The organism is uncultured Amnibacterium sp. (assembly GCF_964245895.1).
Classification (GTDB): domain Bacteria; phylum Actinomycetota; class Actinomycetes; order Actinomycetales; family Microbacteriaceae; genus Amnibacterium.
The window spans coordinates 17,367-36,340 of the sequence record NZ_CAXTOQ010000013.1 but is presented as its reverse complement, the minus strand read 5'-3'; the positions used below and the strand labels follow the sequence as shown (position 1 = coordinate 36,340).

Annotated in this window: 20 protein-coding genes and 1 tRNA gene; 11 read left to right on the top strand and 10 right to left on the bottom strand. The window is 73.7% G+C overall.

Annotation, left to right across the window (positions count from 1 at the left end; genetic code table 11):
* The 9 genes from ACFE60_RS03705 to mftF all read left to right on the top strand — a co-directional run.
* A partial coding sequence (locus tag ACFE60_RS03705) for an SPASM domain-containing protein (RefSeq protein WP_375387489.1) occupies positions 1 to 446 on the top strand: 446 nt, incomplete at its 5' end.
* 98 nt (positions 447 to 544) lie between these two features.
* Positions 545 to 1,369 (top strand): mycofactocin-coupled SDR family oxidoreductase, encoded by an 825-nt coding sequence (locus tag ACFE60_RS03700; protein WP_375387488.1) that lies wholly within the window; start codon positions 545 to 547, stop codon positions 1,367 to 1,369.
* 79 nt (positions 1,370 to 1,448) lie between these two features.
* Positions 1,449 to 2,267 (top strand): mycofactocin-coupled SDR family oxidoreductase, encoded by an 819-nt coding sequence (locus ACFE60_RS03695; protein ID WP_375387487.1) that lies wholly within the window; start codon positions 1,449 to 1,451, stop codon positions 2,265 to 2,267.
* Between the two features lie 11 nt (positions 2,268 to 2,278).
* On the top strand, positions 2,279 to 3,115 hold the full coding sequence (locus ACFE60_RS03690; RefSeq protein WP_375387486.1) for a mycofactocin-coupled SDR family oxidoreductase: 837 nt from the start codon (positions 2,279 to 2,281) through the stop codon (positions 3,113 to 3,115).
* A complete protein-coding gene (locus ACFE60_RS03685) occupies positions 3,112 to 4,020 on the top strand; it encodes an AAA family ATPase (protein ID WP_375387485.1) in 909 nt (302 codons plus the stop codon). The genes ACFE60_RS03690 and ACFE60_RS03685 overlap by 4 nt, the downstream gene beginning before the upstream one ends.
* A 54-nt stretch (positions 4,021 to 4,074) precedes the next feature.
* Positions 4,075 to 5,004: a VWA domain-containing protein gene (locus tag ACFE60_RS03680; RefSeq protein ID WP_375387484.1), complete on the top strand. Its 930-nt coding sequence runs from the start codon at positions 4,075 to 4,077 to the stop codon at positions 5,002 to 5,004.
* 60 nt (positions 5,005 to 5,064) lie between these two features.
* Positions 5,065 to 6,315 (top strand): pre-mycofactocin synthase MftD, encoded by a 1,251-nt coding sequence (gene mftD, locus ACFE60_RS03675; protein ID WP_375387483.1) that lies wholly within the window; start codon positions 5,065 to 5,067, stop codon positions 6,313 to 6,315.
* Position 6,316: 1 nt separating this feature from the next.
* Positions 6,317 to 6,997 carry a mycofactocin biosynthesis peptidyl-dipeptidase MftE gene (gene mftE, locus ACFE60_RS03670; RefSeq protein ID WP_375387482.1) on the top strand — a complete coding sequence of 227 codons (681 nt, stop codon included), beginning with the start codon at positions 6,317 to 6,319 and terminating at the stop codon, positions 6,995 to 6,997.
* Entirely contained in the window at positions 6,997 to 8,391 is a 1,395-nt protein-coding gene (gene mftF, locus ACFE60_RS03665) for a mycofactocin biosynthesis glycosyltransferase MftF (RefSeq protein WP_375387481.1), read from the top strand. Before mftE ends, mftF begins: the two co-directional genes overlap by 1 nt.
* Before the next feature lie 60 nt (positions 8,392 to 8,451).
* Here mftF and ACFE60_RS03660 read toward each other — a convergent pair whose 3' ends face one another.
* Complete coding sequence (locus ACFE60_RS03660; protein ID WP_375387480.1) at positions 8,452 to 9,093, bottom strand: FMN-dependent NADH-azoreductase; 642 nt, start codon at positions 9,091 to 9,093, stop codon at positions 8,452 to 8,454.
* Between the two features lie 9 nt (positions 9,094 to 9,102).
* The gene (locus tag ACFE60_RS03655; protein WP_375387479.1) at positions 9,103 to 9,954 is read right to left on the bottom strand and encodes a mycofactocin-coupled SDR family oxidoreductase; all 852 of its coding nucleotides are present in this window, start codon (positions 9,952 to 9,954) and stop codon (positions 9,103 to 9,105) included.
* Between the two features lie 178 nt (positions 9,955 to 10,132).
* Between ACFE60_RS03655 and ACFE60_RS03650 the strand changes: the two genes are divergently transcribed.
* Entirely contained in the window at positions 10,133 to 10,330 is a 198-nt protein-coding gene (locus ACFE60_RS03650; RefSeq protein WP_375387478.1) for a hypothetical protein, read from the top strand.
* A 21-nt stretch (positions 10,331 to 10,351) separates the two neighbouring features.
* On the opposite strand, the gene ACFE60_RS03645 is transcribed toward ACFE60_RS03650, so the two are convergent.
* Both ACFE60_RS03645 and orn read right to left on the bottom strand, forming a co-directional pair.
* A tRNA-His gene (locus ACFE60_RS03645) sits at positions 10,352 to 10,427 on the bottom strand.
* Between the two features lie 43 nt (positions 10,428 to 10,470).
* On the bottom strand, positions 10,471 to 11,082 hold the full coding sequence (gene orn / locus ACFE60_RS03640; protein ID WP_375387477.1) for an oligoribonuclease: 612 nt from the start codon (positions 11,080 to 11,082) through the stop codon (positions 10,471 to 10,473).
* A gap of 72 nt (positions 11,083 to 11,154) precedes the next feature.
* Between orn and ACFE60_RS03635 the strand changes: the two genes are divergently transcribed.
* Positions 11,155 to 12,057 carry a 2-deoxy-5-keto-D-gluconate 6-phosphate aldolase domain-containing protein gene (locus ACFE60_RS03635; RefSeq protein ID WP_375387476.1) on the top strand — a complete coding sequence of 301 codons (903 nt, stop codon included), beginning with the start codon at positions 11,155 to 11,157 and terminating at the stop codon, positions 12,055 to 12,057.
* Between the two features lie 147 nt (positions 12,058 to 12,204).
* On the opposite strand, the gene ACFE60_RS03630 is transcribed toward ACFE60_RS03635, so the two are convergent.
* The 6 genes from ACFE60_RS03630 to ACFE60_RS03605 all read right to left on the bottom strand — a co-directional run bounded on the left by ACFE60_RS03630 (position 12,205) and on the right by ACFE60_RS03605 (position 18,973).
* On the bottom strand, positions 12,205 to 13,140 hold the full coding sequence (locus ACFE60_RS03630; RefSeq protein ID WP_375387475.1) for an aldo/keto reductase family oxidoreductase: 936 nt from the start codon (positions 13,138 to 13,140) through the stop codon (positions 12,205 to 12,207).
* 33 nt (positions 13,141 to 13,173) lie between these two features.
* Positions 13,174 to 14,871, bottom strand: coding sequence for a hypothetical protein (locus tag ACFE60_RS03625; protein WP_375387474.1), 1,698 nt, complete (start codon positions 14,869 to 14,871; stop codon positions 13,174 to 13,176).
* A complete protein-coding gene (locus ACFE60_RS03620) occupies positions 14,871 to 15,419 on the bottom strand; it encodes a S26 family signal peptidase (RefSeq protein WP_375387473.1) in 549 nt (182 codons plus the stop codon). Before ACFE60_RS03620 ends, ACFE60_RS03625 begins: the two co-directional genes overlap by 1 nt.
* Positions 15,403 to 16,047, bottom strand: a complete 645-nt coding sequence (locus ACFE60_RS03615) for a hypothetical protein (protein WP_375387472.1) — start codon at positions 16,045 to 16,047, stop codon at positions 15,403 to 15,405. The genes ACFE60_RS03620 and ACFE60_RS03615 overlap by 17 nt, the downstream gene beginning before the upstream one ends.
* A gap of 159 nt (positions 16,048 to 16,206) precedes the next feature.
* Positions 16,207 to 17,244, bottom strand: a complete 1,038-nt coding sequence (gene add, locus ACFE60_RS03610; protein ID WP_375387471.1) for an adenosine deaminase — start codon at positions 17,242 to 17,244, stop codon at positions 16,207 to 16,209.
* 52 nt (positions 17,245 to 17,296) lie between these two features.
* Complete coding sequence (locus ACFE60_RS03605; protein ID WP_375387470.1) at positions 17,297 to 18,973, bottom strand: CocE/NonD family hydrolase; 1,677 nt, start codon at positions 18,971 to 18,973, stop codon at positions 17,297 to 17,299.
* Position 18,974 lies beyond the last annotated feature (1 nt).

Sequence of the window (18,974 nt, the reverse complement as noted above, 5' to 3'; positions counted from 1 at the left end):
GGGACGTGTACGCGTGCCCGTTCGCGATCCACGACGAGTTCAAGGCCGGCAACGTCCGCAGCGAGGGCGGCTTCCAGCGGGTCTGGCGCGAGAGCGAGCTGTTCCTCAGGCTGCGCGAGCCGCAGTCCGGCGGCGCGTGCTCGTCCTGCGCGTTCTTCGACACCTGCAAGGGCGGCTGCATGGCCGCGAAGTTCTTCACCGGCCTGCCGCTGGACGGTCCCGACCCGGAGTGCGTGCAGGGCTTCGGCGAGACCGCGCTCGCGAAGGTCAAGGACCAGAAGAACGCACGGCCGGTGCCGGCCGTCGACCACACCCACCAGGGCGTCCGCGAGCCGAGGAACGGGATGGGACCGATCCGCCTCACCCTCGGCCGGCGCACCGGCACCACGACGCTGCACCCTGCGGACTGCGAGGAGGACCCGCTGGCCGGCTTCGGCGCCGGCTGACCGAGAAGGACAGGGACGGGATCGGAGCAGCGCTCCGCTCCCGTGATCGAGCACGCCCGTGCGAGCCCCGCACGACGGATGAGAAGAAGGAGATCACCATGGCAGGACGGGTGGAGGGCAAGGTCGCCCTCGTCACCGGCGCGGGACGGGGGCAGGGGCGCAGCCACGCGGTCCGGCTCGCGGAGGAGGGCGCGGACATCATCGCGATCGACGTCGTCGAGCAGATCCCCCTGATCCCGTACCCGCAGCCGAAGCAGGAGGACCTGGAGGAGACGGCGCGCCAGGTCGAGGCGCTCGACCGCCGGATCGTCACCCGCACGGCGAACGTGCGCGACTTCGCGGCGCTGAAGGCGGCGACGGAGGCGGGGGTCGCCGAGCTCGGCGGGCTCGACATCGTCGTCGCGAACGCCGGCATCTGCGTGCCGGACAGCTGGGACAACATCACCGAGGAGAACTGGGACCTCACGATCGGCACGAACCTCACCGGCGTCTGGAACACGATCCGGGCGACGGTGCCGCACCTCATCGAGCGCGGCGGCGGGTCGATCGTGCTCACCAGCTCCGCCGCGGGCCTGAAGGGGCTGCCGTTCCTCACGCCCTACGTCGCCGCGAAGCACGGGGTCGTCGGCCTCATGCGCGGGTTCGCGTCGGAGCTCGCCGAGTACGGCATCCGGGTGAACTCGATCCACCCGACCGGCGTGCGCACCCCGATGGGCGAGCTCGCGGGCGACGGCGGCGAGAACGCGATGATGACCGCGCTCGGGCAGCACCAGCGCCTCGGGCCGATGCTGATGAACATGCTGCCGATCGACATCACCGAGCCGCGCGACCAGTCGAACGCCGTGCTGTTCCTCGCCTCCGACGAGGCCAGGTTCATCACCTCCGTGACCCTGCCGGTGGATGCCGGCAACACGCAGTTCTAGCCCTCCACCGGGCGCCGACGCCTCCGGCCGCGTCGGCGCCCACCACCCTGGCCGGAACTCACGGAAGAAGGACCAGCACATGGCAGGACAGCTCGAAGGCAGGGTCGCCTTCGTGACGGGCGCCGCACGAGGACAGGGTCGCAGCCACGCGATCCGCCTCGCGCAGGAGGGCGCCGACATCATCGCGATCGACCTCGCGGCGCAGATCGACACCGTGCCGTACCCGATGGCGACGGAGGCGGACCTCGCGGAGACCGCGAAGCAGGTCGAGGCGCTCGACCGGCGGATCGTCACCCGGGTCGCCGACGTCCGCGACGTGGAGGCGCTGCGCTCCGCGTTCGACGCGGGCGTCGCGGAGCTCGGCGTGCCCACGATCGTGTCGGCGAACGCCGGCATCGCGCCGCTGTCGATGCATCCGCAGGCGCAGGAGTGGCAGGACGTCATCGACGTCAACCTCACCGGGGTGTACCACACGGTCGAGGTCTCGAAGCAGGCCATGATCGACAAGGGGGAGGGCGGCGCGTACGTGCTGACCAGCTCCACCGCGGGCCTCGCCGGCATCGGCGGCAACACCCCCGGCGGCCTCGGCTACACGGCGGCGAAGCACGGCGTCGTCGGGCTGATGCGCAGCTACGCGAACTCGCTGGCGCAGCACTCCATCCGGGTCAACACGATCCACCCCACCGGCGTGAACACCCCGATGGTGGTGAACGAGGCGATGCAGGAGTTCCTGCAGTCCGACCCGACGCTCAGCCAGGCGATGTCCAACGCGCTGCCCGTGCCGATGATCGAACCCGTCGACCTGTCCAACGCGATCGTGTTCCTCGTGTCCGACGCGGGCCGGTACATCACGGGCGTCACCCTGCCGGTCGACGCCGGCTACCTGAACAAGCGATAGGGGCGGGGATCATGGCAGGACGCGTGGAGGGCAAGGTCGCCTTCATCACCGGAGCCGCTCGAGGGCAGGGTCGCAGCCACGCGATCCGGCTCGCGCAGGAGGGCGCGGACATCATCGCGATCGACATCGAGGGCCAGATCGACTCGGTGCCGTACGACATGGCCCGGCCGGGCGATCTCGACGAGACCGTCCGGCAGGTGGAGGCGCTCGACCGGCGCATCATCGCCACCCGGGCGGACGTGCGGGACTACAGCGCGGTCCAGGCCGCGGTCGACGCCGGCGTCGCCGAGCTCGGGAAGCTGGACATCGTGTCGGCGAACGCCGGCATCTTCAGCTTCGGGCCGCTGGAGCAGCTGTCGGAGGAGCAGTTCGGCGACATGATCGACGTCAACCTCAAGGGCGTCTGGCACGCCGCGAAGGCGTCGATCCCGCACCTCCGCGCCAACGGGGGCGGGGCGATGATCCTCACGAGCTCGAACGCGGGGCTCGAGGCGATCCCGAACATCGGGCACTACGTCGCGGCGAAGCACGGCGTCGTCGGGCTGATGCGGACGCTGGCGCTCGAGCTGGCGCCCGACTTCATCCGCGTCAACACGCTGAACCCGACGACGGTGAAGACGGACATGATCACGAACCAGGCCACCTACGACCTGTTCGCGCCGGACCTGCCTCCGGCGGAGCGCACGCTGGAGAACATCCAGCCGCGGTTCGTCGGGATGAACGCGCTGCCGATCCCGTGGGTGGAGGCGGTCGACATCTCGAACGCGCTGCTGTTCCTCGCCTCCGACGTGGCCAGGTACATCACCGGGGTCGCGCTGTCCGTCGACGCCGGCGAGCTGCTCAAGTGACGGACGGTGCCGGGCGGGACGCCCGCGAGCGGATCGCGTCCCGGCTCGTCGGGCGCGAGCGCGAGCTGGAGCTCGTGCTCGCGGCCGTCGGGTCCGGGCGGGACCTGGTGCTCGAGGGCCCGCCCGGCACCAGCAAGACGACGATGCTGCAGGCGGTCACGGCGGAGTGGGGAATCCCGCTGCTCTTCGTCGAGGGCAACGCCGACCTGACGCCGGCGAAGCTGGTCGGCCATCACAACCCGGCGCGCGTGCTGCGGGAGGACTACAGCGCGGAGAACTTCGTCGCCGGGCCGCTGGCGGAGGCGATGCGCCGAGGCGGCTTCCTCTACATCGAGGAGCTGAACCGGGCGCCCGAGGACACCCTGAACACCCTGCTCACCGCGATGGCCGACCGCCGGATCGAGGTGCCGCGCGTCGGTGCGATCGAGGCCCTGCCGACGTTCCGCGTCGTCGCGTCGATGAACCCGTACGACAACGTCGGCACGACGCGGCTGTCCACCTCCGTCAGCGACCGGCTGAACCGCATCGTCGTCGGCTACCAGGATGCGGCGGCGGAGGAGGCGATCGTCGCGCTGCGCACCGGCCTGATCGGAGCGACCGCGGACCGGGTGATCCCCGACGCGGTGGCGGTCACGCGGGCCACGCGGCAGCACCCGGCGGTGCGGCAGGGGTCGAGCGTGCGCGGCGCGATCGACACCGCCCTCGTCGCGCACGAGCTGCTGGTGCTGCGCGCGCAGGACTCGGCGTCGGAGGGGTACGCGGAGACGGTCTACGACGCGATGACCGTCGCGCTGTCCGGACGCATCCATCTCGACGAGGCGGCCGAGACGACGCCGGAGCTCGTGCTGCGGGAGATCTGGGAGGACCGGTTCGTCCTCGAACCGGCGCGCGCCGAGCCCGGCTGAAGGGCCGTCGCCGTCGACTCGCCGATCTCGCGGCGGAGTGAGCGGACGGAGGCGATGCGGCCCCTGCGGCGGAAGCCGAAGCGGCTCGACGAGGCGCCGACCGCGTTCGACGTGGCCGGCGGCGGGAAGGGCGGCACGCCCCTGCCCGGCCGTCCCGGCGAGGCCGACGGCAGGAAGCGGCCGTCCGGCAGCGGCGCCGGGTTCACCGACGACATCGGATCGATCGCCGCGCCGGACGACGCCGCGCGCATCGATCCGGTGGTGCGCGCGCGCGCGAGGGAGATCGCCGCGCGCCTGTCGGTGCCCAAGCCGAAGGCCGACCGCCGGTCGCATCGGGGCGGCGGCGCCTTCGCGAGCGTCCCCTACTCCGGCAGCAGCGACGACATCGACCTCGACGCGACGCTGCAGGTGCTGGCGGAGCGGCCCGTGCCGGAGGACGAGGACGTCGTGGTCCGCGAACGCGTGCGGGCGCCGCGGTCGGTCGTGCTGCTCGTGGACGTGTCGGGGTCGATGCGGGGGGAGCGGGTCCGCACCGCGGCCGCGACGGTCGGTGCGCTCGCCGGCGAGCTCGAGCGGGACCGGCTCGCCGTGATCGCGTTCTGGTCGGACGCCGCGATCCTGTCGCGCCTCGGCGAACCGGTCCGGCCGCTCGAGCTGCTCGACGGCATGCTGCGACTGCCGGCGAGGGGGCTGACGAACGTGGCGTTCCCGCTCGAGCTGGCGGCGAAGCAGCTGGCCTCGACGCCGCCGCGGAACGCCCGCGTCGTCCTGCTGAGCGACTGCGTGCACAACGCCGGGCCGGACCCGCGGCCGCTCGCCGGGCGCCTCCCGCGGCTGGACGTGCTGCTCGACACGACGGGGGAGCAGGACGTCGAGCTGGGGCGGGATCTCGCCCGGATCGGCCGGGGGTCGTTCGCGACCGTGCGGACGGTCTTCGATGTGGCGCCGGCGCTGTCGGCGATGTTCCGTGCGCGGGTGCGCTGATCTGACACTCGGTGTCATAATTGATGACCGCGCATCGGAGCGCGGAGGGAAGGGACGGCGATGTTCGGGCAGAACCCCTGGTTCGAGACCGTGGCGGAGGCGCAGCGGCGCGCGAAGCGGCAGCTGCCGAGCTCGGTCTACGGCGCGCTCGTCGCCGGCTCCGAGCGCGGGCGCACGATCGACGACAACATCGGCGCGTTCGCCGAGCTCGGCTTCGCGCCGCACGTCGCCGGGCACAAGCCGGACCGCGACCTGTCCACGACCGTGCTCGGCATCCCGACCTCGATGCCGGTCGTGATCTCGCCCACCGGCGTGCAGGCCGTGCATCCCGACGGCGAGGTCGCGGTCGCGCGGGCGGCCGCCAACCGCGGCGTGATCATGGGCCTCAGCTCCTTCGCCTCGAAGCCCGTGGAGGAGGTGGTCGCCGCGAACGCGAACACGTTCTTCCAGATGTACTGGACCGGCACGCGCGACCAGATGGTGCAGCGGATGAACCGCGCGCGGAACGCGGGGGCCAGAGCGCTGATCGCGACCCTCGACTGGTCGTTCTCGAACGGCCGCGACTGGGGGAGCCCCTCCATCCCCGAGAAGCTGGATCTGAAGACGATGGTGCGGTTCGCGCCGAACGTGCTGCCGCACCCGGCCTGGCTGATCCGGTTCGCGCGGAGCCTGCAGCTGCCCGACCTGACCGCCCCGAACCTGAAGGAGCCGGGTGGGGACGCGCCCACCTTCTTCGGCGCGTACTACGAGTGGATGCAGACGCCCCCTCCGACGTGGGAGGACGTCGCGTGGCTGCGGCAGGAGTGGGGCGGCCCGTTCATGCTGAAGGGCGTCACCCGAGTGGACGACGCCAGGCGCGCGGTCGACGCCGGCGTGCACGCGATCTCCGTCTCCAACCACGGCGGCAACAACCTCGACACGACGCCCGCCACGATCCGGGCCCTTCCGGCGGTGGCGGAGGCGGTCGGCGACCAGATCGAGGTGTACCTGGACGGCGGCGTTCGGCGGGGCGGCGACGTCGCGAAGGCGCTCGCGCTCGGCGCGCGCGCCGTGCTCATCGGCCGCGCGTACCTGTGGGGGCTCGCGGCGAACGGGCAGGCCGGCGTCGAGAACGTGCTCGACATCCTGCGCGGCGGCCTGGACTCCGCGGTCCTCGGCACGGGGAACGCCTCGGTGCACGAGCTGTCGCCGGACGACCTCGTCGTGCCGCCCGGCTTCGACCGGGTGCTCGGCGCCGGGACGGCCGGCGCGGAGGGCCCGAAGCAGGCCGCGACGGGGACCGTGCCGCGGACGAAGGACCCGATCGGCTGAGATGGTGCTCGTGACCCCCTCCCTCGGCGAATCGATCTGGACCGATCTGCCGCCGGGCCGGATCGTGCTGATCCCCATCGGGTCGACGGAGCAGCACGGGCCGCACCTGCCGCTCGCCGCCGACACGATCGTGGCGACGGCGGTGGCGGAGGGGGTCGCCGCGCGGTTGAACCGCGCGATCGTGGCGCCCGTCGTCGCCTACGGGGCGAGCGGGGAGCACGCCGGCTTCCCGGGCACGCTGTCGATCGGGCTGTCGGCGCTCGAGGCGGTGCTGGTCGAGCTGGTGCGCTCCGCGACCGTCTGGGCGGCCGGCGTCGTGCTCGTCAACGGCCACGGCGGCAACGCGACCGCGGTCGACGCCGCCGTCCGGCGGCTCGTCGCGGAGGGACGGGACGTCGCGTGGGTGCCGTGCGCGGCGCCCGGCGGGGACGCGCACGCGGGCAGGACCGAGACCTCGCTGCTGCTGCACCTCGCACCCGCGCTCGTCGACGAGGGCAGTGCCGCGGCGGGCGACGTCCGTCCGATCCGGGACCTGCTGCCCGAGCTGCGGGCGCGCGGCGTGCGGGCGGTCAGCGCGAACGGGGTGCTCGGCGACCCGGCGGGCGCCTCCGCGGAGGAGGGCGCGAGGATCCTCGCTGCGATGATCGACGGCGCGGTCCGCCTCCTCGAGCAGGGGCGCTGATGCTGCCGGACGGTGCCGCGGTCGTGCTGGGCCGCAGGATCCGGGTGGTCTCGGGCGGCACGGCGCTGCTCGGCGGCTTCCCGACCCGGCTCGTGCGGCTCACGCCGCGGGCGCGGCCGCTGCTCGACGGCAGGCGGATCGTCGTCGACTCGTCCGCGGCGGCGGTGCTGGCCGACCGGCTGCTCGCGCTGGGGCTGGCAGAGCCCGACCTCGCGACGCTGGAGGCCCCCGCCGACGTGCGGCTCACCTACGTGGTCCCGATCCGGGATCGGCCGCGGCAGCTGGACCGCCTGCTGACCAGCATCGGGTCCGGCGCCGACGTGGTCGTCGTCGACGACGCGTCCCTCGACCCCGCGCCGGTCGCCGCGGTCGCCGCCGCGCACGGCGCGCACGTCCTCGCGCTGCCGGTCAACGTCGGCCCGGCCGGCGCCCGGAACGCCGGGCTCGTGGCGGTGACGACGCCGTTCGTGGTCCTCGTCGACTCCGACATCGTGCTCGAGCCGGCGACCGTGCCGACCCTCCTGCGGCACTTCGCGGACCCGGAGGTCGCCCTCGTCGCGCCGCGGATCGCGGGCCTGGGGGAGCGGCCGACGTGGCTCGGCCGGTTCGAGGACACGCGCTCCTCCCTCGACCTCGGCCCGCACCCCGCCGCGGTGCGGCCCCGGTCGCCGCTGGCCTGGGTCACGACCGCCTGCGTCGTCGCGCGGGTCGACGCGCTCGCGGACGGCTTCGACGGCGACCTGCGGGTGGGGGAGGACGTGGACCTCGGCTGGCGCCTCGTGGACGCCGGCTGGCGCGTCCGGTACGAGCCCGCGGCCGTCGCGCACCACGAGCACCGGGAGCGGCCGGTCGACTGGTTCCTGCGCAAGGCCGTGTACGGCACCGGCGCGCAGGGGCTCGCGGAGCGGCACCCCGGCCACATCGCGCCAGCGGTGCTCGCCCCCTGGAGCGCGGCGTTCGTGGTGCTGCTCGCGCTGCAGCGCCGCTGGTCCTGGGTCGCGGCACTCGGCGTCGCGGTGGCCGCCGGGATCCGGATCGGACGCCGCCTCCGGCCCATCGACCACCCGTACGCGGAGGGGATGCGGCTCGCCGGTGCGGGCGCGGTCTCCGCGACGGCGCAGGGCATGGCGCTGCTGCTGCGGCACTGGTGGCCCGCCGCGGTCGTGGCGGCGCTCGTGTCCCGGCGGATGCGGCGGGCGATCGCGGTGGCCGCGCTCGTCGACGTGACGCTCGAGTACCGCCGCGACCCGGCGCACCTCGACCCGGTCCGGTTCGCGATCGCCCGCCGTCTGGACGACCTCGCCTACGGCGCCGGCGTCTGGTGGGGCGCCATCCGCGCGCGCTCGATCGCGGCCCTGAAGCCGGCGATCGTCCGCACCGAGCGCCGCCGCTGAGGTTCCGTTTTGAAGGAGTTTTCGCGCCGGCGCCGCAGGAACTCCTTCAAAACGGAATCGTCAGGGGAGGGAGAGCGCCAGGTCGCGGGCCGTCGCCTCCGCCGTCGCCAGCTCCGCCGCTGCGCGCTCGGCCTGGTCGGCCAGCGCCGGGACGAAGTCGGACAGGGTCAGGTTGACCTCGATCACCGCGACCCGCATGCCGAGGGAGTCGCCGAGGATCAGCTGCAGCGGCGGCACCGTGTGGTCCCACCCCGCAGTCGGCGTCCCCGGGTCGTACGCCGCGCCGCGGGTCGTGACCAGGACCGCCGGCTTCCCGGCCATCGGCTGGTCCGGGGTGTCGAACGGCGCGGTGCTCCCCGGGACGTGGATGTGGTCGACCCACGCCTTCAGCGTCGAGGGCAGCGAGTAGTTGTACATCGGCGCGCCGACGACCAGCACGTCCGCCGCGAGCAGCTCGTCGAGCAGCCGCTGCTGCAGGGCGGCCTCCGCGGCCGGAGGCGCCTCCCCGGCCCGGCGGAGGCGCGGCGCCCAGTGCGACGCCGCGTCCGTGAGGTGCGGCACCGGGTCCGCGTGCAGATCGCGGTAGGCGACGGTGAAGTCGTCGCCCCGCCCCCGCCAGGCCGTCGCGAACGCCGTCGTGACGGCGCGGGAGCGGGACCTGGCGGGGTCGATCGACGAGTCGAGGTGCAGGAGGTGCGGCATGCCAGGACGCTACTTGGGGTCCAGGTTGATGCCCGCGATCGCGAGATGCCCGGCGTCGATCGGCAGCGAGACGCCGGTCACGGTGGCCCCGAGCCGCGAGTTGAGGAACAGCGCGCCGTTCGCGATGACCTCCGGGTCCATGAAGCCGACGCCCTTCAGCGCGGTGAAGGAGTGCCCGCCCTTCAGCAGGTCCTCGTAGGTGCCGCCCGGATGCCCGGCGAACATGTCGTACGCGTCCTGGTTGTTCGTCATGCCGGTCAGGATCGCGCCGGGGTTCACCGTGTTCGCGCGGATGCCGTACTGGCCGAGCTCGAGGGCGATCGACTTCATGAAGCCGACGACCGCGAACTTCGCGGCGGCGTAGTGCGAGTAGTTCGCGCCGCCCTCGATGCCGTTCGTCGACGAGGTCAGCACGATGGAGCCCTGCTGCCGCTCGATCATGTGCGGCACCACGGCCTTCACGCTCTGGAAGACGCCCGTGATGTTGATGTCGAGCATCTCCTGCCACACGTCGCGGCTCATGTCCTGCACCGGCGAGAGCGTCCAGATGCCCGCGTTCGCGATCAGGCAGTCGATCTGCCCGAACTGCGCGATCCCTGCGGCGACGGCGGCGTCGAGCGCGTCCTGGTCGCGGACGTCGGCCTCGAACGACAGCACGCGGCGGTCGAGCGCCTCCACCTGGCTCACCGTCTCCGCCATGTCCTCGGCGGTGGTGTGCGGGTAGGGCACGGAGGCGAACGGCTTCGTCGTGTCGACGAAGACGATGTCGGCGCCCTCCCGCGCCGAGACGACGGCGTGCGCGCGGCCCTGACCGCGTCCTCCGCCGGTGATGAAGACGACCTTGCCGTCAAGCAGTCCCATTGCGCTTCGCTCCTTCGCGACCCGGCGCGCAGCACCGCGCGCACCGCGCCCCAGGCGAGGACCGGAAGTGGTGATCAGCATTGAGGCACTCGGTGCCGAAAACGGTACCCCCGTCCGCTGGGAGCGCGCCAGCAGCGCTCGCGGCAGATCTCCGGGATCCGTCCCGCATCCTGTCGGGATGAAAGCGGTCTTCGTCCTCGCCTACGTCGCGATGGCCGTCTGGCTCATGATCGCCAGCGCGGCGCGCATCGTGATCCAGCTCGGCCAGGGCGTCGACCTGGACGCGCTGCCGTTCATCGGCGGCGCGCTCGGCCTGCTGGCGCTCGTGCTGCTGCTGCCCGCATACGAGGACCTGCGCGGCCGCCGCCACGAGTGACTCCCGGCTCGCACCGGGGGATGGGGTGAACGACGGGACTCGAACCCGCGACATCCGGCACCACAAGCCAGCGCTCTACCAACTGAGCTACGCCCACCATGCACCCGATGTCGCCATCGGGCCTGCGGAAGTCTAGCGGCTCAGGAGGCGAAGGACGCCGTCACCGCGGTGGCCGCGGCCTGCGCCTGGTCGGACGTGGGGCCGGGCAGCGGCGCGAACACGGTGGAGCGGTAGTACTCGAGCTCCCGCACGGACTCCAGGATGTCGGCGAGCGCGCGGTGGCCGCCGTGCTTCTGAGGGGCGTTGTAGTAGACCCGCGGGTACCAGCGCCGGGCGAGCTCCTTGATGGAGGACACGTCGATGCTGCGGTAGTGCAGGAACCCGTCGACCTCCGGCAGGTACTTGGCGAGGAACCCGCGATCCGTGCCGATCGTGTTGCCCGCCAGGGGCGCCTGCCCGGCCTGCGGCACGAACCGCTGGAGGTACGCCAGCACCTGCTGCTGCGCGTCCTCCAGCGTCACGCCGCCGTCCATCGCCTCCAGCAGGCCGGAGGACGTGTGCATGTTGACGACGACCTCGCCCATCTGCGCCTTCGCCGTCTCCGACGGCTTGATGACGACGTCGAAGCCAGGGTCGAGCACGTTCAGCTCGAAGTCGGTGACGACGACGGCGACCTCGACGAGCTCGTCGATCGAGAGGTCCAGCCCGGTCATCTCGCAGTCGATCCAGACGAGACGGTCACCGGAAGGCATGCGGGAAATCCTACCGAGGGCTCCGACAGGGCCCGGCGGTCGCGTCCAGGCGGGAGCGCGCAGCATGAGGGCATGACCGGACCGGCTCTGTGCATCCTCGCCATGGACCAGCGCGACAGCATCGAGCAGCAGCTCTACGACCTCGACGCCGCCCTCTCCCCGGCCGCAGCCGCCGACATCGCCGCGGCGAAGCTGCTCGTCTTCCGCGGCCTCCTCGACGCCGTCTCGGACCTGCCGGCGGGCACCCGGCCCGGCTTCCTGGTCGACGAGCAGTACGGGGCGTCGCCGGCCGTGCTCGCGGCGGCCGATGACCGCATCGCGCTGGCGATGCCGCTGGAGGCGAGCGGGCGGGAGTGGTTCGACTTCGCCTACGGGCACGACTGGCGCACGCACGCCGAGTTCTTCGGCGCCGACCACCCGAAGGTGCTGATCCGCGACAACCCCGCGCTCGACCCGCAGCAGCGCGCGGAGCAGGCCGACCGGGTCGCGGCGATCTCCTCCTGGGCCCGGCGCGACGGGCTGCCGTTCATCGTCGAGCTGCTGGTGCCGGCGACCGACGAGGACCTCGCCGGCGTCGGCGGCGACACCGACCGGTACGACCGGGAGGTGCGGCCCGGCCTCACCGTGCAGGCGATCGAGTTCCTGCAGGACCACGGCGTGGAGCCGGCGATCTGGAAGATCGAGGGGCTCGCCGCCCTCGAGGACGCCGAGCGCGTCGCGGCCGCCGCCCGCCGCGACGACCGGGACGGGCGCTGCATCGTGCTCGGGCGGCACGCCCCGCAGGACCAGCTGGACGAGTGGCTGCGCGTCGCGGCCCCCGTGGACGGCTTCGTCGGCTTCGCCATCGGGCGCAGCATCTGGTGGGACGCCCTGCGGGCCCGTCACGCGGGCACCGCCGACGACGCCGAGGTCCGCCGCCAGGTGGCCGCGAACTACACCCACTTCGTCCGCACCTACCTCGACGCCCGCGCCTGACCTCCGACCCTCCCCGGGACGGGGGCTTGAGAGCTCGAGGGCTTGAGCAGGACAGAACGGCTCGAGCAGGACGATTCGGGCCGTCTCGTCCTGCCGTAGCCGTTTCGTCCTGCTCGAGCCCTCGAGCAGCCGCGGCAGACCTTCGCGTCAGGGGACGGTGTGGCCCGCCGCGGTGAAGAGGCGGTACCACTCCTGGCGCGTGAGGCGCAGGTCGGAGCCGGCGGCGGCCTGCTGCACGCGCTCCAGCTTCGTCGTGCCGAGGATCACCTGCAGGTCGGCGGGGTGCCGCGTGATCCAGGCGGTCGCGATGCCGGTCGGGGTCACGTCGTACGCGGCGGCGAGCTCGTCGAGCACGTCGTTCAGCTCGGGGTAGTGCTCGCGGTCGCCGATGAACGGGCCCGTGAAGAAGCCCGCCTGGTACGGCGACCACGCCTGCAGGGTGATGTCGTTGATCCGCGCGTAGTCGAGGATCCCGTTGTCCCGGTCGATCGACTGGTCGAGCGCGGCCATGTTGGAGGCGACGCCGGCGGCGATCAGGTTCGCGTGGGTGATGCTCAGCTGCACCTGGTTGAAGGCGAGCGGCTGCCGGACCGACCGCTTCAGCAGGTCGACCTGGTACGGCGTGTGGTTGGAGACGCCGAACGCCGTCACCTTGCCCGCCGCCTCCAGCGCGTCGAACGCCGCGGCGACCTCGTCCGGCTCGACCAGCGCGTCGGGGCGGTGCAGCAGCAGCACGTCGAGCCGGTCCGTGCGGAGGGCGGCGAGGGACTCGTCGACGGAGGCGAGGATGTGCTCGGTCGAGAAGTCGAAGTACCCGTCGCGGATGCCGACCTTCGACTGGAGCAGCACGGCGTCGCGCTCGGCTGGGGAGAACGCCATCGCCTCCCCGAACCGGCGCTCGCACAGGTGGTCGCCGCCGTAGACGTCCGCGTGGTCGAACATCGTCACGCCCGCGTCGATGGCGCCGCGCACGAGGGTGCGGATCTCCTCGTCGCTCAGGTCGGGGATGCGCATCAGCCCGAGGACGACGTTCGATGCGGTCAGGTCGGTCTGGGGAAGGTCCAGCTGCTTCACGGACGGCATCGTCGCATCGCGCGGCTGGGATGTCGGAGACGCCTACTCGTTGATCGTGCGGTCGGGGCCGACCGAGGCCGTGGCGATCGCGAGGTCGAGCGCCGCACCGCCGGCGACCCGCAGGCGCAGCGCCGTGGCCCGGTAGCCGGCTCCCGTGCCGGCCGCGGCTGCGGGGAACGGCGCGACGTCCGGCTGCTCGTCCAGCGTGATCGCGAACAGGGTCGACAGCCGCGCGAGCTCGGTCGGCAGCGCCGCGCGGGCGGTGGCGAGGCTCGTCGCGAGCGTCGCCTTCGCGGTGCTCACCGCGGCGGTCATGGGCACCGACACCGCGCTGCCGACCGCGGTCTGCACCGGGCCGAGCAGCAGGCTCGCCAGCCGGGGCGTCAGCGCGGCGAGCAGCGGACCCGCGGGGATCGCGCCCAGGATCGTGACCGCCGGAGCGGCCCACACGTGCCCTGGCGTCAGGAAGTCGGCGACCGTGCCCGTCATCGTCTGCTGGACGGTGAGGATCGGGACGCCGAGCGCGGTCACCGGCACGGCGACGTCCACGGTGACCACGGCGTTCGACACCGCCGCGTCCCAGGCGGTCCCGACGTCCCCGACGACCGTGCTGGCGGCGGACGACACCGCACCGCTCACGGCCGTCGCGTCGGCGGCGGTGAGCACCGCCGTGTTCGGGGCCGGGTTCGTGGGATCGGCCAGGCGGGCGAGATCGGCGGTGAGAACGCCGGAGGAGCCGTCGACGCGTGACAGGCCGGATCCGCCGCTCGCGGTCCCGCTCGCGGCGGAGGCGACGCCGGCGAGGTCGGGGGTGATCGACACCGTCGCGGTCGGTGCGCCGACGGTGCCGCTCACCCCTATCGCGGCCAGCGCGCCGCTCACCGCGCCCGCGAGCCCCGACTGCGCGGTCGTCGCGATCGCCGCCTCCGCGGGGCTGGTGGCGGCTCCCGCGGTCAGCGTCGTGAACGCGTCGGAGACGGCGGCGCGCTGCGTCGCGATCGAGCCGAGCAGCGTCGTGACCGCCGCGTCCTTCGTCGTCAGGGACAGCGAGGAGACCGTCGTCGACCGGGTGAGCGCGGAGGAGAGCGGGGCGCCCCAGCGGCGCGCGCACTCGTCGAGGCTCGCGCTCGCCGCCGCGCTGCCGACGGCGAGGCCGAGCTGCGACAGCGATCCGGCGGCCGCGGTGCCGCCCGAGACGGACGCGAGCAGCGCGCTCACGTCGATGGCGCCGACGGCGGCGCGGGTCCCGGTCCCGATGCCCGCGGTGTCGATCGCTCCGGCGGTCGTCACGGCACCGGCGCCGGCCGTCGACCGGCCGGTGCTCGTGGCGCCCGCGACCTGCGTCTGCGCTCCGGAGGGGGCGGTGAGCGCCGCGACCCCGCCTGCGGTCTGCAGCGCCGCGGCGACGGCGGCGTTCGTCGCGGTCCCGCTGGCGGCGTCGGTGCCGCGCGGGGTCGCACCGGCGGGGAAGGAGGCGGTCGTGGCCGGGTTGTCCGCCGTCATCGGTGCGAGCGCGCTCGCGGCGGTCAGGGAGACGCCGCCGACGGTGCCCGCGAGGTACCGGCTCGCCGCGGTCGTGCGGTAGACGCCGGGCGTCGTGCACGCGGGCGAGGTGACCGCGACGTCCTCGCCGAGCCGGGCGGTGCTGACCCAGGCGGCGGAGGTGGGGCGCACCCCGACGGTGAGGACGACGGCGAGCGCGGCCACGACGGAGAGGCCGCCGGCGATCCGGCGGCGCATCAGGGCTCGATCGCGCGGTGCCGGGGACGGATCCGCTCCGGCCAGAACGCCCACGCGAGGGCGGCGACGATGAGCGCACCGATGACGGCGATCACAGTCGGGGAGCCGGTGGAGCGCAGCGCGTCCGCGATCGGCGGCAGCGGCAGCACGACCCGGCGCAGCGACGTCACCGAGTACGGCGCGGGGTCCTCGACGCGGTTCGCGTCCCCCTTCAGCCGGATGGTCGCGGAGGCGCCCGAGGGCGCGACGTCGATGGCCACGACCCGGTGCGTGATCGGCGGTCGGCCCGCGCCGCGCTGCACGGTGACGACGTCGCCGACGGCGACGTCGTCCAGCGCGATCGGCGCGGACACGGCGACGGACCCCGTCGGGTACCCGGGCGACATCGAGCCGGTCGCGAACGACACCAGGCCCAGCCCGAGGAAGGCGGAGAGCAGCCACCACAGGACGCAGAGCAGGCCGGCGACGGCGCCGCAGGCGAGCGCCGCGTCCGCGACCCGGGTCAGGGGCGGGACCGCCTCCTCCGCCCGGTCAGACCGACGTCGCATCGAAGCGCCACACGGGGGAGGTGGTGAGCCCACCGACCGTGCTCGCGACCCCGCTCGGCAGCGACACCGCGAGGCAGACGCCGACGGCCGTGCCGGGCGCGCTCGACGTCGCCGCGGGCACGGAGAACGCGGTGCTGCCGGAGCCCGCCGAGAGGATCGAGCCCGGGGACACGAGCGTCTGGCCGACGGACGCGAACGTGGAGGCCTTGCAGTCGGCGCTGACCACGCCGGTGCGCGCGGCGTAGGTCAGGGCGCCGAGCAGCACGTCGGACCCCACGGTGCCGCCGGACAGCTTCACGTCCGCGCCGCGGGAGCCGACGGCGGCGCGCAGCAGCACGGAGGCGTAGACCGTGTCGCCCGGGGTGAGCAGGGAGGCGTTCGAGCCGAAGTTCAGGCTGCCGTTCGAGCTGACGGTCGCCGCGGTCCAGGTGGTGCCGCCGTCGAGGCTCAGCTCGATCTTCAGCAGGGAGGAGCCCAGCTGGCCGCCGTTGCTGCCGCCCGCGATCTCGACGTTCTGCTGCCAGGCCGCGAGGGAGGTGACGCTCACGCCGATGCAGAGGGCGAGACCGGCGGTGCCGACGGCGAGCAGGCGACGGCGGCGTCGGCGGGCGACGGTGGGGGAGGGCATGGCAGGCAGCGTCGCGGCCGATCGACATCGTGCAGGGGACGACGCGGAGGCGTGCACGATTCACCGCGCCCCGCGGCACGCGCCCCTGTCCCCAGACCTCGGGCCATCCGTTTCGAAGGAGTTCCTGCGCGCATCGCGCAGGAACTCCTTCACAACGGATCAGGCGAGCATCGCGTCCAGGGTGAGCAGCTCGCCGGCGAAGCGGGCCCGCAGCGCGGCCTTCTCGTCGTCGGAGCAGAACGCGGCGTCGATGCCGTTCAGCGCGAGCCGACGCGCGGTCGGGGCGTCGACGCCGAGGGCGACGAGGCCCTCCCGGTACTCGCGCCCGAGATCGGTGCGGAAGAAGAGCGCGTCGTCGGTCGAGATGTTCACGTTCACGCCCGCCTCGATCATCCGCGCGATCCGGTGCTGCGGATCGAGGCGCCAGCCCGAGCAGATCGTCGTCGAGATCGGGGTGCAGTCGAACGGGATCTGCTCGTCGACGACGCGGGCGAGCAGCTGCGGATCGTCGACGACCCGGTAGCCGTGGTCGATCCGGTCGACGCCGAGCACGTCGAGCGCCGCGCGGACGTCGTCCGGGGAGGCGTTCGGCGTCTCGCCCGCGTGGATCGTGGTCTTCAGCCCCAGCCGCTTCGCGAGCCGGTACGCGTCGGCGAACCGCGCCGGGTCCTCCGTCCCCTCCGCGGTCAGGTAGTCGGCGCCGATGCCGACGACCTCCGGGAGCGGGGTGTCCCCGACCAGCCGCACCAGCTCGACCGCCTGCGCCGGCGTCACGTCCTTGCGGATGGCGACGACGATCCCGAACCCGATGCCGAAGTCCGCCTGCGCCCGACTGAGCCCCTCGATGACGCCCTCCATCAGCGGCCGGTAGCCGAGGCCGACCTCGGCGAACGACTGCGGGTTCACGAAGTACTCCCGGTAGCGCAGCGCGCCGTCCTCCGCGGCGATCCGCACGCCGTCGTACGCGACCTGCGCGAGCTCCTCCGGGGTGCGCAGCACCTGGTGCGCGGCCTCGAACGCGACGAGGAAGTCCTGCAGGTCGCGGTAGTCGAACAGCCGCGCCGGATCGGTGGTGCGCAGCGGCACGCCGTGCTTCTCGGCCTGCGCGACGAGCATGCCCGCGGTCATCGTCGAGACGAGGTGGCAGTGCAGCTCCGTCTTCGGCAGCAGGCGGAGGTAGTCGTCGACGTCGAGCATGCGGCGCACGGTAGGCGACCGCTGTTTCGGCCGCGTTACCCGTGCGCCCGCGCTATTCGAGGACCGGCAGCACGATGCGGGAGGGGTGCGCCGCGTCGTGCAGGATCTCGAGCCGGTACGGCGTGCCGTCGGTCGTCTCCGCCAGCGGGGCTCCGGTGCCGGGGTTCGGCGCGAACCGGGGGAACGCGCCGCCGGTGACGACCACGCGGAGGCGGTGCCCCGCCTGCACCCGGTAGGCGGTCGGGAACAGCTCGACCGCGACCTCGAGCACGCCGTCCGGGCCGATCGCGACGTCGTCCGCCGGCACCGTGCGCGGGTCGAGCCGCCGGATGCCCTCGACGACGTTCCGGGAGACGCCCTGCTCGTCCACGTCGCACAGGCGCACGAACAGGTCCGCCCGCTCCCGCTCCGGCCGCACGTGCACGTGGGCGACGATCTCGCCGACCAGGTCGAGGTCCCTCGGCTCGACCGGACCGGTGAACACCGCGACGTCGATGCCCGCCTCCGTATCGGCGTCGTCGGCCTGCATCCCGGGAGGCGCGAGCAGCGGGCCTCCCCGCATGCGCGTCGGGTCCGACGGGTCGAAGACGAACTGGCTGGACGCCTCGGGCTCGGCCGGGGCCGTCGACGACAGCCGGTCGCCCGCCGTCAGGTACCGGACGTCCGGCGCCGTGCCGGGCGGCGGCCAGGTGGCGAAGGCCAGCCACTCGTCCGTCTGCTGCAGCTGGAGGCGGACGGGCGGGCCGGCGGGCGCTGGGCCGCCGTGCAGGTGGTGCTCGAGCCACACCAGGTCGGACCGCAGCAGCTCGCGGATCTCGGGCCCCGACCCGTGCAGCCACGGGCCGACCGTGACGCGCACGGGGACGCCGGCCGCCTGCAGCCGCGCGACGTCGTGCAGCTGCGCCTGCAGGAACAGGTCCCACCACCCGGTGACCATGCTGACCGGCGGCATCCGGTCGAGCGGCGCGGCGTCGTGGTCCGCGACGGCCCAGAACGGGTCGTCCGGCTCGGCGTGCCCGGTGATGTCGCGCCAGAACGGCACCCGCTCGCCCGTCACCGCCACGTCCGCCTCCCGCAGCGGGCGGGTGGCGAGCGCCCGCAGCGCGCGCCCGTTGCGCCCGGAACGGCGGATTCGCCCGGTGATGCCGGGCACCTCCTGCCGCGCGATCAGGTCGGTCCACGAGATCGCGTTCATCGCCCCGGGCACGCCGTGCTCGTAGAAGACGTCGCTGATCGAGGCGGCGGTGATGTGCAGGGCGGAGGCGACGAGCGGCGGGTCCGCGTACGGCGCGACCGCCCACTGCGTGTGGCCGAAGTAGCTCGCGCCCGTGGTCGCGACCCGCCCGTCGCACCACGGCTGCTGCCGCACCCAGGCGAGCGTGTCCAGCCCGTCGAGGTGCTCCGCGGTGAACGGGCGGAAGACGCCGTCCGAGCCGAACGTGCCGCGCACGGACTGCAGCAGCACCTGGAACCCGTGCCCGGCGAGCACGATCGCGAACAGCCGGCTGCCGAGCGTCGCCCGGCCGTACGGCGTGCGGATCAGGACGACCGGCGCGGGGTCGTCGCCGCGCGGCCGGTAGAGGTCGCCCAGCAGCTCGGCGCCGTCGCGCATGGGGGTGCGCAGGTCGCGGAGGACGACGTAGTCGGTCCTCCCGGCGGGCACGCCCGCGACGGCTTCGGCGAGCCGGCGGCCCGGTCGGGTGAGCGGAGAGGTCGCGGGGCCGGCCATG

Coding starts and splice junctions, on each gene's coding strand:
- ACFE60_RS03700 (WP_375387488.1), top strand. CDS start 545: ATGGCAGGACGGGTGGAGGGCAAGGTCGCCCTCGTCACCGGCGCGGGA.
- ACFE60_RS03695 (WP_375387487.1), top strand. CDS start 1,449: ATGGCAGGACAGCTCGAAGGCAGGGTCGCCTTCGTGACGGGCGCCGCA.
- ACFE60_RS03690 (WP_375387486.1), top strand. CDS start 2,279: ATGGCAGGACGCGTGGAGGGCAAGGTCGCCTTCATCACCGGAGCCGCT.
- ACFE60_RS03680 (WP_375387484.1), top strand. CDS start 4,075: ATGCGGCCCCTGCGGCGGAAGCCGAAGCGGCTCGACGAGGCGCCGACC.
- mftD (WP_375387483.1), top strand. CDS start 5,065: ATGTTCGGGCAGAACCCCTGGTTCGAGACCGTGGCGGAGGCGCAGCGG.
- mftE (WP_375387482.1), top strand. CDS start 6,317: ATGGTGCTCGTGACCCCCTCCCTCGGCGAATCGATCTGGACCGATCTG.
- mftF (WP_375387481.1), top strand. CDS start 6,997: ATGCTGCCGGACGGTGCCGCGGTCGTGCTGGGCCGCAGGATCCGGGTG.
- ACFE60_RS03660 (WP_375387480.1), bottom strand. CDS start 9,093: ATGCCGCACCTCCTGCACCTCGACTCGTCGATCGACCCCGCCAGGTCC.
- ACFE60_RS03655 (WP_375387479.1), bottom strand. CDS start 9,954: ATGGGACTGCTTGACGGCAAGGTCGTCTTCATCACCGGCGGAGGACGC.
- ACFE60_RS03650 (WP_375387478.1), top strand. CDS start 10,133: ATGAAAGCGGTCTTCGTCCTCGCCTACGTCGCGATGGCCGTCTGGCTC.
- orn (WP_375387477.1), bottom strand. CDS start 11,082: ATGCCTTCCGGTGACCGTCTCGTCTGGATCGACTGCGAGATGACCGGG.
- ACFE60_RS03635 (WP_375387476.1), top strand. CDS start 11,155: ATGACCGGACCGGCTCTGTGCATCCTCGCCATGGACCAGCGCGACAGC.
- ACFE60_RS03630 (WP_375387475.1), bottom strand. CDS start 13,140: ATGCCGTCCGTGAAGCAGCTGGACCTTCCCCAGACCGACCTGACCGCA.
- ACFE60_RS03625 (WP_375387474.1), bottom strand. CDS start 14,871: ATGCGCCGCCGGATCGCCGGCGGCCTCTCCGTCGTGGCCGCGCTCGCC.
- ACFE60_RS03620 (WP_375387473.1), bottom strand. CDS start 15,419: ATGCGACGTCGGTCTGACCGGGCGGAGGAGGCGGTCCCGCCCCTGACC.
- ACFE60_RS03615 (WP_375387472.1), bottom strand. CDS start 16,047: ATGCCCTCCCCCACCGTCGCCCGCCGACGCCGCCGTCGCCTGCTCGCC.
- add (WP_375387471.1), bottom strand. CDS start 17,244: ATGCTCGACGTCGACGACTACCTCCGCCTGCTGCCGAAGACGGAGCTG.
- ACFE60_RS03605 (WP_375387470.1), bottom strand. CDS start 18,973: ATGGCCGGCCCCGCGACCTCTCCGCTCACCCGACCGGGCCGCCGGCTC.